The 13,522-nt window shown below is 69.0% G+C and carries 15 protein-coding genes and 1 tRNA gene; 3 read left to right on the top strand and 13 right to left on the bottom strand.

From position 1 onward, the window contains the following. Positions 1-20 precede the first annotated feature (20 nt). The gene (locus GTO19_RS05025; RefSeq protein ID WP_291022396.1) at positions 21-827 is read left to right on the top strand and encodes a ferritin-like domain-containing protein; all 807 of its coding nucleotides are present in this window, start codon (positions 21-23) and stop codon (positions 825-827) included. Between the two features lie 22 nt (positions 828-849). Further along, positions 850-2,031 carry a hypothetical protein gene (locus tag GTO19_RS05020; RefSeq protein ID WP_291022394.1) on the top strand — a complete coding sequence of 394 codons (1,182 nt, stop codon included), beginning with the start codon at positions 850-852 and terminating at the stop codon, positions 2,029-2,031. A gap of 46 nt (positions 2,032-2,077) precedes the next feature. On the opposite strand, the gene GTO19_RS05015 is transcribed toward GTO19_RS05020, so the two are convergent. From GTO19_RS05015 to GTO19_RS05005, 3 genes are read right to left on the bottom strand one after another with little or no spacing between them, the layout of a single operon-like run. Next, complete coding sequence (locus GTO19_RS05015) at positions 2,078-4,366, bottom strand: xanthine dehydrogenase family protein molybdopterin-binding subunit (RefSeq protein WP_291022651.1); 2,289 nt, start codon at positions 4,364-4,366, stop codon at positions 2,078-2,080. A 56-nt stretch (positions 4,367-4,422) separates the two neighbouring features. Next, complete coding sequence (locus GTO19_RS05010) at positions 4,423-5,490, bottom strand: xanthine dehydrogenase family protein subunit M (RefSeq protein ID WP_291022393.1); 1,068 nt, start codon at positions 5,488-5,490, stop codon at positions 4,423-4,425. Further along, on the bottom strand, positions 5,487-6,032 hold the full coding sequence (locus tag GTO19_RS05005; protein WP_291022391.1) for a (2Fe-2S)-binding protein: 546 nt from the start codon (positions 6,030-6,032) through the stop codon (positions 5,487-5,489). The genes GTO19_RS05010 and GTO19_RS05005 overlap by 4 nt, the downstream gene beginning before the upstream one ends. A gap of 95 nt (positions 6,033-6,127) precedes the next feature. On the opposite strand from GTO19_RS05005, the gene GTO19_RS05000 reads away from it, so the two are divergent. After that, positions 6,128-6,946, top strand: coding sequence for a DUF2243 domain-containing protein (locus GTO19_RS05000; protein ID WP_291022389.1), 819 nt, complete (start codon positions 6,128-6,130; stop codon positions 6,944-6,946). 172 nt (positions 6,947-7,118) lie between these two features. Here the strand turns inward: GTO19_RS05000 and GTO19_RS04995 are convergent, their stop codons facing one another. From GTO19_RS04995 to GTO19_RS04950, 10 genes are all read right to left on the bottom strand, one after another. Beyond that, positions 7,119-7,895: a DUF1828 domain-containing protein gene (locus GTO19_RS04995; protein WP_291022387.1), complete on the bottom strand. Its 777-nt coding sequence runs from the start codon at positions 7,893-7,895 to the stop codon at positions 7,119-7,121. After that, the gene (locus tag GTO19_RS04990; RefSeq protein ID WP_291025850.1) at positions 7,892-8,368 is read right to left on the bottom strand and encodes a hypothetical protein; all 477 of its coding nucleotides are present in this window, start codon (positions 8,366-8,368) and stop codon (positions 7,892-7,894) included. Before GTO19_RS04990 ends, GTO19_RS04995 begins: the two co-directional genes overlap by 4 nt. A gap of 119 nt (positions 8,369-8,487) precedes the next feature. Next, a tRNA-Ser gene (locus tag GTO19_RS04985) sits at positions 8,488-8,575 on the bottom strand. Positions 8,576-8,636: 61 nt separating this feature from the next. Further along, positions 8,637-9,305, bottom strand: coding sequence for an urease accessory protein UreG (gene ureG, locus GTO19_RS04980; protein ID WP_291022384.1), 669 nt, complete (start codon positions 9,303-9,305; stop codon positions 8,637-8,639). Continuing rightward, a complete protein-coding gene (locus GTO19_RS04975; RefSeq protein ID WP_291022382.1) occupies positions 9,302-10,018 on the bottom strand; it encodes an urease accessory protein UreF in 717 nt (238 codons plus the stop codon). The genes ureG and GTO19_RS04975 overlap by 4 nt, the downstream gene beginning before the upstream one ends. Next, a complete protein-coding gene (ureE, locus tag GTO19_RS04970; protein WP_291022380.1) occupies positions 9,984-10,547 on the bottom strand; it encodes an urease accessory protein UreE in 564 nt (187 codons plus the stop codon). Before ureE ends, GTO19_RS04975 begins: the two co-directional genes overlap by 35 nt. Beyond that, the gene (ureC, locus tag GTO19_RS04965; protein ID WP_291022378.1) at positions 10,547-12,265 is read right to left on the bottom strand and encodes an urease subunit alpha; all 1,719 of its coding nucleotides are present in this window, start codon (positions 12,263-12,265) and stop codon (positions 10,547-10,549) included. The genes ureE and ureC overlap by 1 nt, the downstream gene beginning before the upstream one ends. Beyond that, a complete protein-coding gene (locus tag GTO19_RS04960) occupies positions 12,265-12,570 on the bottom strand; it encodes an urease subunit beta (RefSeq protein ID WP_291022376.1) in 306 nt (101 codons plus the stop codon). The genes ureC and GTO19_RS04960 overlap by 1 nt, the downstream gene beginning before the upstream one ends. 5 nt (positions 12,571-12,575) lie before the next feature. Continuing rightward, entirely contained in the window at positions 12,576-13,166 is a 591-nt protein-coding gene (locus GTO19_RS04955) for a HupE/UreJ family protein (protein WP_291022374.1), read from the bottom strand. Positions 13,167-13,184: 18 nt separating this feature from the next. Then, positions 13,185-13,487 (bottom strand): urease subunit gamma, encoded by a 303-nt coding sequence (locus tag GTO19_RS04950; RefSeq protein ID WP_009519965.1) that lies wholly within the window; start codon positions 13,485-13,487, stop codon positions 13,185-13,187. Positions 13,488-13,522 lie beyond the last annotated feature (35 nt).

Here is a 13,522-nt window from a genome sequence, read left to right as displayed (position 1 = left end):
CACGAAGCAAAGGACCTTCCATGCAAGCCACCACCACAGGCTCCAACCGCACCGGCGAGGCCGTCTCGCCCCAGGGCGTGCAGGCCATGACCGCCGCCGTGCTGCGCTACAGCCCGCCCACGCCGATCGATACCTCCGCCAGCGACGAGGACCACGCGCTCTACATCGCCGAGGCCGAAGCCATCGGCTCTGTCCCGCCCCCCGCCTCGCTCAAGGGCAGTCTCAAATCGGGGATGGGCAAGCTCACGGGCGAGCGTCCCGAGCTGCTGCTCGACAAGATCGGCGAACGCATCGCGTTCGAGCGCGCGGGCACGCGCCTCTACGACGCCCTCATCGTCAAGTACCAGGCCGCCGTCGAAGCCGGCTCTGAACTCCCCACCGCGGCCGAGGCCATCGCCGCGCAGGGCGAGCAAGGCGCATCGCTCGACACCTTGCGGCAGGAATTGCCGATGCAGACCTTGCAGCGCATCCGCGACGAGGAGCTGCAGCACTTTCACCTGCTCTGCCAGGCCATGCGGCGCCTGGGCGGCGACCCCACGGCGCAAACCCCCTGTGCGGATGTGGCCGCCACCGCCTCAGCCGGCATCGTGCAGGTGATCACCGACCCGCGCACCACCCTGGCCCAGTCCCTGAACGCGCTGCTCACGGCAGAGCTCAGCGACAACGCCGGCTGGGAGCTGCTGATCCAGTTGACCGAGCAGGCGGGTGAGGACGAGCTCACCGGTGCCTTCCTCGGCGCGCTGGCGCAGGAAGCCCAGCACGTGCTGATCGTGCGCCAATGGCTGACCGCGCTGCTGAGCGCGGAAAAGTCCTCGGTGCTGGTATGAACCTTTTGACCGGAGAAACGGCATGAGCATCAACCTGTTCAAAGACAAGGGCATGGCCCTTGGCCGCCAGCGCATGAGCTGGAAAGACATGGTCGGCCGACCGATCAGCAAGCTCGACGACGACGCCTTCACGCGCGTTCGCATCATCCTGATGAACGGGCTGGAGCTCGATTCCTTGCGCACCAAACAGGTCGCGCTGCGCATGAACGCCGACGCCCGCCCCCTGCTGGCGCAGCTCATGCGTGTCGAGCAGCACCAGGCCACCACCATCAACTGGCTGCTGGGCGCCGACCACTCCCCGCTGGAAACCACCATCGGGTACGAGCAGACCGCCATCGAAGTGACCGCCTCCGTGGCGCAGCTCGAGCCCGACGCCTACCTGGCCCAGGGGTACCGCTATGCGCTGCTCGAGGACTTCGACCACCTGTACCGCTACAGCGCGCTGCTGGACCGACTGGAAGGCAAGGACGCCAACAACATCACCCAGGGCTACACCGACATCGTGCCGGCGCGCGAGACCTGGTTTCACCACCGTTCGCCCGAACACGATCTGCTGGAGCCCTATGGCGCCGGTGCGGCGCTGGCCACCAAGTTGCACGCGCTCACCCTCACCGGCGGCGAGTACCAGACGCACGACTACTACATGAACATCGGTCCGGTGTTCGCCGACCCGCTCGCGCGCCAGCTCTACGCCGAGATCGCATCGGTCGAATCGCAGCACATCACGCACTACGGCTCCATGCTCAACCCCGCCGAATCGCCGCTGGAGAAGCTGCTCATCAGCGAAGCCTGCGAGGTCTGGAACTACGCGGGCTGCGCTGCGCAGGAAACCAACCCGCGCGTGCGCGCGATCTGGGAGCGCTTTCTCGACTACGAGCTGGGCCACTTCCAGCTGGCCTTGAAACTGTTCAAGGACACCGAGCGGCGCGACCCGGCCGAGGTGCTGGGCGACGGCGCCTTGCCCCCCTTCATCCGATTCGAGAGCCAGCGCGACTTCGTGCGTCAGGTGGTGGAGCAGGAGACCGGCCTGCGCAAGGACGGTACCCGGTACGTCGCCACGGAAGCGGAGGGTGCGAGCTCACAGGCCTACCGCGACGCGGTCAACGCCGGCGGTTCGCCCTCGCGCACCGTGTCGACCACCTACTCCTGGACCTCCGGTACCGAACTGATGCGCGATCCCGGCGAGCTCGAGGTGGCCGCCTGAGGCCTTGGGGGGCTGCGCCGATCGGCCTGCCCCCCGCCCCCGCGCCTCAGCGCGGAACCAGGGGAATGCCCACCGCGCTGTCGCCCGCCGCCCAGTCCGGGCCGGGCGCCATGATCTTGTCGGGCGTCATCGGCGTGGAGCGCAGGCGCCGCCCCGTGGCATGGAAGATGGCGTTGCTCACCGCGGCGGCGACGCTCACGATGCCGATCTCGCCCACGCCCTTGGCGCCCAGGCGCGGGCTCACGATCCGGTCGTCTTCCTCCACGAAGAGGACGTCGATGTCGTGGATGTCCGCGTTGGCGGCGACGTGGTATTCGGACAGGCTGCGGTTCATGAAGCGGCCCAGGTGGTGGTCCGTGTGGGTCTCTTCGTGCAGTGCCTGGCTGATGCCCCAGACCACGCCGCCCATCACCTGGCTGCTGGCCAGCCGTGTGTTCATGATGCGGCCCGCCGCCACGGCGCTCACCACGCGTGTGACCCGGGCGATGCCCAAGGCTTCGTCCACCCGCACCTCGCAGAACACGGCCGAGTGCGTGGCGCGCGTGTAGCGCTTCTGCCGCAACAGGTTCGGCAGCATCAGGTACCGCTCCTCCACGCGCTCCACCTCGGCAGCGGCCAGCAGCGTGGCCAGCGGCACCGAAGCCCGCACCGCGCCCGTGTCCGCGTCCACCCACTCCATGGCGCCACCGCGAAACCTCAGGTCCTTGAAGCGGGCCTTGGCGAAGGGCGAGTCGGGCAGGGCATGTGCAAAACGCAGCAGCGTCTTCTGCAGCTTTTCGCACACGCCTTGCACGGCGGACCCCACGGTCGCCACGTGCGAGGAGCCGCCTTCCACGGGCGCCACCGGCAGGGTGGAATCGCCCAGGCGAAAAAGCACCCGCTCCATCGGCAGGCCCATGGTCGCGGCGGCGATCTGCGCCATCACGGTGTACGTCCCGGTGCCGATGTCGCTGGCCGCGCTGCTCACGATGAGGCTGCCGTCGGCGCGCAGCTCGGCGTGTGCCCGGGCGAACATCTGCATGGCGTCCCACTGGCCGGTGGCCATGCCCCAGCCGATCAGTTCGTCGCCCTGCTTCATGGACCGCGGCGCCTGGGGCCGGTCGCGCCAGCCGAAGCGCGCCGCGCCCTGCTCGTAGCAGGCCTTGAGCGCCTTGGTGGAGTAGGGCAGGCCGGTGGCGCCGTCGCGCTCGGCGAAGTTCTTCAGCCTCAAGGCCAGGGGGTCCATGGCCAGCGCATGGGCCAGTTCGTCCATGGCCACCTCCAGCGCGTGCATGCCATGTGCCGCGCCGGGGGCGCGCATGTCGCAGGGGCTGGGGTGGTCCAGGGCGACCAGCCGGTAGTCCAGCTTCACGTTGTCGCAGGCGTAGAGCTGGCCCGACCAGTTGACCACCACCTCCGCGTAGTCCTCCAGGCGGGACGTCTCCGCCACGGCCTCGTGCAGCACCGAGCGCAATCGGCCATCCATGTCCGCGGCGAGCCGCACCCGCTGCCAGGTCTCGGGCCGGTGCCCGAAGCTGAACATCTGCGGGCGCGTCAGCACCACGCGCACCGAACGCTCCAGGCGCAGCGCCGCCATCACGGCCAGCACCAGGTTGTATTGCGGGCGCAGCCCCGAACCGAAGGCGCCGCCGACGAAGGCGTTCTTCACCGTCACCCGGTGGCGCGGCAGACCGAACACGCGCGACACGAGCCAGCGGCAGTTCTGCGAGCCCTGCGTCTTGTCGTGGATCGTCAGGTGGCCGTCCTCGCCGCGCAGCACGGTGGTGGCGTGCATTTCCATCGGGTTGTGGTGCTCCACGCCCGCGTGGAACTCGCTGTCGATCCGCACCGGCGCCGCATCGAAGGCCGCCTGCGCCTCGCCCTTCTCCTTCGGGGGCGGGGAGAAGCCCGCCTTGAGGCGGCTGGGTTCGTGCGCGCGCTTCAGGTGGGACAGCAAGTGGGTTTCGTGCGGCTGCGCGTCAATGTCCACGCGCACCAGCGAGGCGGCGTAGCGCGCGGCCTCGAAACTCTCGGCCAGCACGAGCGCGATCGGCTGCCCGCTGTAGAGGATGCGCTCGTCGTGGAAGGGCTTGAACGGCGAGCCGGCGGGGGCCGTCATGTCCTTGTAGAAGAGGCCGAGCTTGCGCATGCGGGGCCGGTTCCGGTGCGAGAGGATCTCCAGCACGCCGGGCACCGCGAGGGCGTCTTCCACATGGAGGGCGGTGATGCGGCCCCTGGCGATGGCGCTGTCGACCACCACGCCGTACACAAGGCCGGGCGTGGGGTGTTCGGCGGCATAGCGCGCGCTGCCCGTCAACTTGGCGCGGGCGTCGACGCGCGCCACCGGCTCGCCCATGGCCACCGGGCCGGTGCCTGGCTCGGCCCGGGGAAGCGGGTTGTCCAGGCGGGCCTTCACGCCAGGTTCCTTCCGGTGTTGGGCACCGTGCCACGCGCGGCCGTCTGCAAGGCCCGCACGATGGCGCGCCGTGCCATGGGGATCTTGAAGGCGTTGCTGCCCACGCCCCGGCCCCGCGGCACCGCGCCTTGCAACACGGCCTCGGCCGCGCGCTCGAACACGGCGGTCTGTGGTGGCTGCCCCTGCAGCAGCGCCTCGGCGCCGATGTCGCGCCAGGGCTTGTGCGCCACGCCGCCCAGGGCCAGCCGCGCGCCGCGGATGCGGCCATCCGGCCCCAGGTCCAGCGCGGCCGCCACCGACACCAGCGCAAACGCGTACGACTGGCGCTCGCGCAGCTTCAGGTACACCGAGTGCGCCGCGTATTGCCGCAGCGGCGCGATGGCGATGTGCTCGATCAGCTCGTCCGGCGCGAGCGTGGTGTCCTGCTCCGGCCGGTCCTCCGGCAGGCGATGGAAGTCGGCGAAGGCGATGTCGCGCGCGCCGCGGGTCGAGCGCACACGCACGACGGCGCCCAGCGCCGCCAGCGCGACGCACATGTCCGAAGGGTGAACCGCCACGCAGTGTTCGCTGCTGCCGAGGATCGCGTGCTGGCGCGCCAGTCCCTCGCGCGCCGGACAACCGGTGCCGGGCTCGCGCTTGTTGCATGGCGTGAGGGCGTCGTAGAAGTAATGGCAGCGGGTGCGCTGCAAGAGGTTGCCGCCGTTGGTGGCCATGTTGCGGATCTGAGGCGATGCGCCCGCCAGGATGGCGCTGGACAGGAGCGGCAGGCCCTCGCGCACCGCCGGGTGGTAGGCCGTGTCGGCGTTGCGCGCCAGCGCGCCGAGCCGAAAGCCGCCATCGGGCAGGGCTTCGATGGCGTCCAGTGGCAGGCCGTTGATGTCCACCAGCCGGTGGCAGCGCACCAGGTTTACCTTCATCAGGTCGAGCAGGTTGGTGCCGCCAGCGAGGAGCTTCGCCTCTGCGCCTGGGTCTGCGTCCGCTGCCGAGGCACGACCGGCCACGGCCGCCAGTTGGGCCAGCGCGGCGGGGGCGTTGGCGGCCTTGGAGTAGGCGAAGGGGTTCATGCGGGCACCGTGCCGGTGACGATGGCTTGCTGGGTCCGTTCGCTCTCGTGCGGTGGCGGGCCCAGCGCCACGTCCGCCACCGCGCGCGCGATCTGCGCGTAGGCGCCGCAGCGGCAAATGTTGCCGCTCATGAGCTCGCGCACCTGGTCGAGGCTGCGCGCCTGGCCTTCGTTCACCAGGCCGATCGCCGAGCACAGCTGGCCAGGCGTGCAGTAGCCGCATTGCAGCGCGTCGTGTTCCAGGAAGGCGAGCTGGATGGGGTGCAGGACGTCGCCGCGCGCCAGGCCTTCGACCGTGGTGATGTCCGACCCCTCATGCATCACCGCGAGTTGAAGGCAGGACAGGATGCGCCGTCCACCCACCAGCACCGTGCAGGCACCGCACTGCCCTTGGTCGCAGCCCTTCTTCGTGCCGGTCAGATCCAGGCGGTCGCGCAGCAGGTCGAGCAGCGAGACCCAGGCTTCCACGGCGACGGTGTGCGCCTCGCCGTTGATGCGAAGCGTCAGCCGGTGGGGGGAGGGGGCGTAAGGCGCGGCATTCATCGCCCGCCCCGGCAAACCGTGTGCCCTGGACCGGTGTGCGGCGGCGGGCATGTGGCTTGCCTCGGGGCCGCCCGATTCGCGCGCAAGGGGACCGCATGGACACGAGCCACCGATTCGACGAAGCGCCCCTGGCGGCGGCCGCTCTCAGGCCGTTGAAGGTGCCCGGTTTTCTGCTCGGGGTATCCCTGGGCGGCTTCTTCGATGGCGTCCTGCTGCACCAGGTCCTGCAGTGGCACCACCTGCTCTCCGCCGTGCAGGTCGCGCAGGATCTGCGCCAGCAGTTGCTGGCCGACGGCCTGTTCCACGCGCTCATGTACCTGCTGGCCTTGATCGCCCTCTGGGGTCTCTGGCGCCGGCGCGCGGCCTTGGGGCAGGCCGGCGCGGGGCCTCTGCTGTGGGGCATGGCGCTCATCGGCTTCGGCACCTGGCACGCGCTCGATGCCGTGCTCTCGCACTGGTTGCTGGGCATACACCGCATCCGCATGGACGCCAGTCAGCCCCTGCTGTGGGACCTGGGCTGGGTCGTGGTCTTCGGTCTGGTGCCGCTGCTGATGGGCGCCTGGGCCTTGCGCCGCCGCGGGCCTCCATCCGATGGTGGCGGCGGGCGTGGTGCCGCGGTGTCACTGGCTCTGGCCGCGGTGTTTGCCGGCCCGCTCGCGGCGCGTGCGCCGCAAGGCCTCGATCAGACGGTGGTGCTGTTCGCGCCCGGCGTGAGCCCCGGCCAGGCGCACAAGGCGCTCGCCGCGGTGCAGGCGCGCATCGTCTGGGTCGACGGCTCGGGCGGTGTGTGGGGCGTCGTGCTGGAAGAACCGGCGGCGCGCTGGGCGCTGCACCGACGGGGGGCACTGTTCGTCGGGCAGGGGGCGCTGGCGGGGGGGTGCGTGTCGTGGACGCGACCTGGGCAAGCGCTCTAGGCGGCGGCGCGGCGCCGGATCTCGGCCAACACGTCAACGATCCGGGTGACTTTCTCGTTTGAAAAAACGCCCAGGGGTCCTGGGGCATTCACGTCGGTAAACGGGGACTGGAACAGCCACTCAGGTTCCATCCGCTCCGGAAGGCGTTCCGGATGGCCTTGCTCTCTAGCCTTCAGGCAGCCATCCGATGGGCAATCTTGGCGATGATGCCTTGCCGCTCGTTGATGCTGGGCACCGCGTCGTTCGCCGCGATCATCAAGCGCTTCGCATCGGCTTTGGGTATGTCGTCCACATCGGCATAGACGATCATCGAATCGAAGCGGTGCTGATGCGACGCAAGGTGTTGCAGGATGATGGTCGCCAGCCGTGCCTTGTCTTTGCTGCTCACTCCGAACACATACAGAGGTGCTTGGGGCGTGCGAACGTAGAAGTCGATCGGATAGTCCTCTGCGTTGGCCAAGCCGGGTACTTGATAGCCTTCCACGACTTTGTCTTTGCCAACTGCTTCAACGAGGATGGACTTGAGGTCGTCCGAGAAAGAGCTTTCGATGCGGCTGCGAGTCCAGAGGTCCAGCCCCTCAATGCGTGTGACACCCTGGCCGAGCGCGAACAGCCCCATGGACAGGCCGTCCGAGGGCACCTCGATGAAGATCTCGCCATCGTCTTCCTGCAGCCCGGACTCTTGGAGGATGGTCGTGAACAACCTTTCTCGTGCCCCTGCTAGCAGGCGGCCCAGATCGTTCTCGTAGCTCAGGCGCATCAAGGTGGCGCCCTTGTCGGAAATTCGCCACCCCGCCGTCGCGGCGGTCACGTAGGCTGTCACGCAATCCCCATCTCGTCCGACGATAGGGAGTGACACAGCGATCGAATCGGCGCGCTCGACCACCGCCATGTCCTTGCAAAAGGTGGCGCACAGGCTTTGCCGAAGAAGTTCTGCTTGCGAAGTCACAACAGGCTGCCTTGTGAATCGTCCTCGGGATTGTCACCCAATCCCCTGATGTTGCAATCGATGACGAGAGCCTGGAGCGCCCCCGCGCAGTCCTTGTATCGCGAGGTCGCCTCCGCATAGTGCTCGGCCTTTCGACCCGCTCGCATGTACTTCTCGGTGGCCCGGTGGATATGGCAGACCATCGACAGCGGCGAGGTTCCCTCGATCGGATTCACGTGCGCGTGATCACAGCCGTTGTAGCGGGCGAGGGTTATGGTGTCGCCAGAAGGCAGCACCCAGAGCAGGCCGCAGGAGAAGTTTTCTGTCAGGCGAAGGTTCTGACGAATGTAGACGCGGAAACGTTCGCCTGATGGGGCTGCCGCTTCGTAGTTGACCTGTTCCGAGCCGCGCTTCGAAAGCCGTCTGGCCTTGGGATTCGTGACCTGCTTCTCCAGCTTGATCAGGTGGTCGATTTCGTCGTCCGATAACACCATAGTTCTCGCTCCCCTCGATGGAGGGCCGAGCTTACGCGGCTATGGAGAGGAAGACACCAAGCAGTTCCCAGGGGGTAGTGCAAGACGTCGCATGTGCGCGACATGATGTGCTCACGACTTGGCGGAGACGGTGAGATTCGAACTCACGGACCCTTGCGGGTCGGCAGTTTTCAAGACTGCTGGTTTAAACCACTCACCCACGTCTCCGCAGAGACCGGGATTCTAGTGCGGCGCGCTCGGCCGCGGGCGGCGCAAGAGGCCGAGGCCTTCAAGCCGGCTGCGCCGCCTTCAACAAGCCGCGCGTCTCGATGAAGCGCACCACCTCGTCCACCCCGTCCAGGGTCTTCAGGTTGGTCATCACCCAGGGGCGGCGTTGCGCGTCGGGGCGCATGCGCGCGGTGTCGGCCTTCATCACCGCCAGGTCGGCGCCCACGTGCGGCGCCAGGTCGGTCTTGTTGATGACGAGGAGGTCGCTCTTGGTGATGCCGGGGCCGCCCTTGCGCGGGATCTTCTCGCCGGCCGCCACGTCGATGACGTAGATGGTGAGGTCGGCGAGCTCGGGGCTGAAGGTGGCGGCCAGGTTGTCGCCGCCGCTCTCCACGAAAACGATGTCGGCGTCGGGGAAGCGCTCCAGCATGCGGTCGATGGCCTCGAGGTTGATGGAGGCGTCTTCCCGGATGGCGGTGTGCGGACAGCCGCCGGTTTCCACGCCCAGGATGCGCTCGGCCGGCAGCGCGCCGCTCACGGTGAGCAGGCGTTGGTCTTCCTTGGTGTAGATGTCGTTGGTGATGGCGATGAGGTCGTAGCGCTCGCGCATGGCCTTGCAGAGCATCTCCAGCAGGGTGGTCTTGCCCGAGCCCACGGGGCCGCCGATGCCCACGCGCAGCGGGGGCAGGAGCTTGGTGCGGTGGGGGATGTGGTGCAGTGGGGTGCTCATGATCGGAACAGGCGTGAGTATTGGGTTTCGTGGCGCGCCGAGAGGATGGCGAGCATGGGGGTGAAGGCCTGGCGCCGGTCGTCGCCGCCGCGCGCGATGGCCTCGTCCACGGCGGCGGGGATCTCGCCCACCAGGCGCGCCAGCAGGCGCTGGCCCGTGCCCTGGCCCAGGGGCACGGCCTTGATGGCGGCCTGCACCATGTTCTCGGCCCAGCCGAAGGCCAGGCCGATCACGGCCTCGCGCAGGGTGGCTTCGCCGTGCGCGGCGGCGCAGGCGGCGGCCACGGGCCAGGTGGGCGGGGCCAGCGCGGCATGGCTCAGGGCGCTGTGCACGGCCGCGCCATGTTCGCCCAGGGCCTGGGCCCAGGCCAGCAGGGACTTGCCCATCTGCTCGCTCTGCAGGCGCAGCTCGCTGGTCTCGCGCGTGGTCAGCACCCATTGGTTCAGCGCGCGCACGCGGTCCAGGTCGGGCGCGCGCCAGGCGCCGATGGCTTCGGCCATCACGGCCAGGTCGCTGCGGGCCTGGCCCAGGTGCAGCTGGTCGATGAGCCAGGTGGCGACGCTGGCTTCGTCGCTTGCCAGCCCCGCGTCGATCGCCGCTTCCAGGCCCTCCGAGTAGGAGAAGCCGCCCACGGGCAGCGCGGGCGAGGCCAGCCACAGCGTGCGCAGCAGGCCCGCGTCAGTGGTCGTGCGAATGGCCGTGTTCGTGGTCATGGTGGTGGCCAGGGGCGTGGTCGTGCCCGCTGCCGTGGGCGTGGACATGTCCGTGCGCATGCGCGTGCCCGCCATAGGCCCCGCCCTCGGGCTCGAAGGCCTCGCTCACCTCGGCCACTTCCAGGTGCATGGCGCGCAGCATGCCGGCCAGCACGTGGTCGGGCTCGATCTTCAGGTGGTCGGGCTTGAGCTCGATCGGCACGTGCCGGTTGCCCAGGTGGTAGGCGGCGCGCATCAGGTCGAAGGCCTGTTCGGACACCGGGTGCGCGGGGCAGGCGGTGATGCGCAGCACGGTCTGCGGCGCGGCGATCACGCGCACGAGTTCGCCGTCGGCGGTGACCAGCACGTCCCCGCCGCGCACCACGCTGCCGCGCGGCAGGAACACGGCCAGCGCGCGGCCGTCGCTCAGGCGCGCGTCGAAGCGGCTCTTCTGGCGGATGTCCCAGTCCAGCTCGACCGTGGGCGCGCGCTTGAGCAACACGGGCGCCAGGCCCTTGCCGCCGGCGATCAGTTTGGAGGCTTGTTGCATCAGAACAGGAAGTAGCGCTGTGCCATGGGCAGCACGGTGGCCGGCTCGCAGGTGAGCAGTTGGCCATCGGCGCGCACGCTGTAGGTCTGCGCATCGATCTCCATGGTGGGCAGCCAGGCGTTGTGCACCATGTGCGTCTTGTTCACGCCGCGGCAGCCCTTCACGGCGGCCAGGGTCTTCTTCAATCCGTAACGCTCGCCGACGCCCGCACCCAGCGCGGCCTGCGAAACGAACGTCAGGCTGCCGCGCGCCAGCGCGCCGCCGTACGAGCCGAACTGCGGGCGAAAGTGCACCGGCTGCGGCGTGGGGATGGAGGCGTTCGGGTCGCCCATGGCCGCCAGCGCGATGCTGCCGCCCTTGAGCACGATGAAGGGCTTGACGCCGAAGAAGGCCGGCTTCCACAGCACCAGGTCGGCCCACTTGCCCACCTCCAGCGAGCCCACGACGTGCGAGATGCCGTGCGCGATGGCCGGGTTGATCGTGTACTTGGCGATGTAGCGCTTGACGCGGACGTTGTCGTTGCGCGCCGAGTCTTCGGGCAGCGTGCCGCGCTGCACTTTCATCTTGTGCGCCGTCTGCCAGGTGCGCAGGATCACCTCGCCCACGCGGCCCATGGCCTGGCTGTCGCTGCTCATCATGCTGATGGCGCCCAGGTCGTGCAGGATGTCCTCCGCCGCGATGGTCTCCTTGCGGATGCGGCTCTCGGCGAAGGCCAGGTCCTCGGGGATGCCCGCGTCCAGGTGGTGGCACACCATGAGCATGTCGACGTGTTCGTCGAGCGTGTTCACGGTGTAGGGCATGGTGGGGTTGGTGGAGGAGGGCAGGAAGTTCTTCTCGCCCACCACGCGCAGGATGTCGGGCGCGTGGCCGCCGCCCGCGCCTTCGGTGTGGAAGGCGCAGAGCGTGCGGCCCTTCGTGGCTTCGATCGTGTTCTCCACGAAGCCCGATTCGTTGAGTGTGTCGCTGTGGATCGCCACCTGCGTGTCGGACTCTTCCGCCACGGCCAGGCACTGGTCGATGGCCGAGGGCGTGGTGCCCCAGTCCTCGTGCAGCTTCAGGCCGATCACGCCGGCCTCGATCTGCTCGCGCAGCGCGTCGGGCCGGCTGGCGTTGCCCTTGCCCAGGAAGCCGATGTTCATCGGCAGGCCGTCGGCCGCCTGCAGCATGCGCTCGATGTGCCAGGGCCCGGGTGTGCAGGTGGTGGCGAAGGTGCCCGTGGCCGGGCCGGTGCCGCCGCCCAGCATGGTGGTCACGCCCGAGGCCAGCGCCTCGTCGACCTGCTGCGGGCAGATGAAGTGGATGTGGCTGTCGATGCCGCCGGCCGTGACGATCATGCCTTCGCCGGCGATGACCTCGGTGCCGGGGCCGATGACGATGTCGACGCCGGGCTGGGTGTCGGGGTTGCCGGCCTTGCCGATGGCGGCGATGCGGCCGTCCTTCAAGCCGATGTCGGCCTTCACGATGCCCCAGTGGTCGATGATGAGCGCGTTGGTGAGCACGGTGTCCACCGCGCCTTGCGCGCGCGAGCGCTGGCTCTGTGCCATGCCGTCGCGGATGGTCTTGCCGCCGCCGAACTTCACCTCTTCACCGTAGCCACCGGCGGCCAGGGTGTAGTCCTTCTCCACCTCGATCAGCAGCTCGGTGTCGGCCAGTCGCACGCGGTCGCCCACGGTGGGGCCGAACATGTCCGCATAGGCGCGGCGGTTGATGCTTGCCATCAGAGCTTCCCTTGCGTGAGACCACGAAAACCGAACACCATCCGATCGCCCGCGTAATCCACCAGCTCCACGGTGCGTTGCTGGCCGGGTTCGAAGCGCACGGCGGTGCCGCTGGCGATGTTCAGGCGCTTGCCGCGCGCGGCGGCGCGATCGAAGTCGAGTGCGCCGTTGGTTTCGGCGAAGTGGTAGTGCGAGCCCACCTGGATGGGCCGCGTCGCCGTGTTCTTCACCACCAGCGTGGTCGTGGGGCGGTCGGGGTTGAGGATGTGCTCGCCCGCGTCGATGAGGTATTCGCCGGGTGTCATGGCGCTCAACCCGCGAGCAGGCCCCAGCCCATGTTCAGGCCCATCAGGGCCACCACCGCGCCGGCCGCGCGCGTCCACCACACGCTGTGGCGCAGCAGGCGCTTGCCCAGGCCGATGCCGGCCAGGTGCAGCAGGGCGGTGCCCGCCACCATGCCGAACAGGGCGGCCAGGTCGCCGAGTTCCTGGCCGTGTGCCGCGCCATGAAACAAGGCAAAGGCGCCCACCAGCAGCGCGCCCGCGGCTTCCGGCAGCTTCGCCCGCGCCGCCAGCAGCAGGCCCACCACCAGCATCGACACGGCGATCATCGGTTCGATGGCCGGGAATCCAACGCCGGCCTGAGCGAGCAGCGCGCCCGCGAACAGCGTCAGCGCAAAAGCGATCGGCGCGATCCAGAAGCGGCGCGCGGTCTCGGCGCTCCACACGCCCACGGCCACCATCGCGGCCAGGTGGTCCAGCCCGGTGATGGGGTGCAGGAAGCCGGTGAGGAAACCGCCGTGGTGCTCGGCGCCATCGGCGCCCACGTGGGCCAGGGCCAGCGAGGCCGTGCCCGCCAGGGCCAGCGCCGCGACGGTCTTGATCGTTGTCGAACGGGTCATTCTTCTGTGCTCCTCGGGTCAGGCAATGGGTTGGTGCACGGTCACGAGCTTCGTGCCGTCGGGAAAGGTGGCTTCCACCTGGATATCGGGAATCATCTCGGCCACGCCGTCCATCACGTCGGTGCGCGTGAGCACGGCGCGTCCCTCGCTCATGAGTTGCGCCACGGTCTTGCCGTCGCGCGCGCCCTCCATCACGGCGGCGGTGATGAGGGCGATGGCCTCGGGGTGGTTGAGCTTGAGGCCGCGGGCCTTGCGGCGTTCGGCCAGCAGGGCGGCGGTGAAGATGAGCAGCTTGTCCTTCTCGCGCGGGGTCAGGTCCATGGTTCGGCGGTTCTCCTCGGGGCTGGGTCAGCAAG

It is taken from the genome of Hydrogenophaga sp. (assembly GCF_011772445.1).
Classification (GTDB): Bacteria; Pseudomonadota; Gammaproteobacteria; order Burkholderiales; family Burkholderiaceae_C; genus Hydrogenophaga.
Note: the sequence above shows the minus strand (reverse complement) of the source record. Positions and strands in the feature narration are given on the sequence as shown.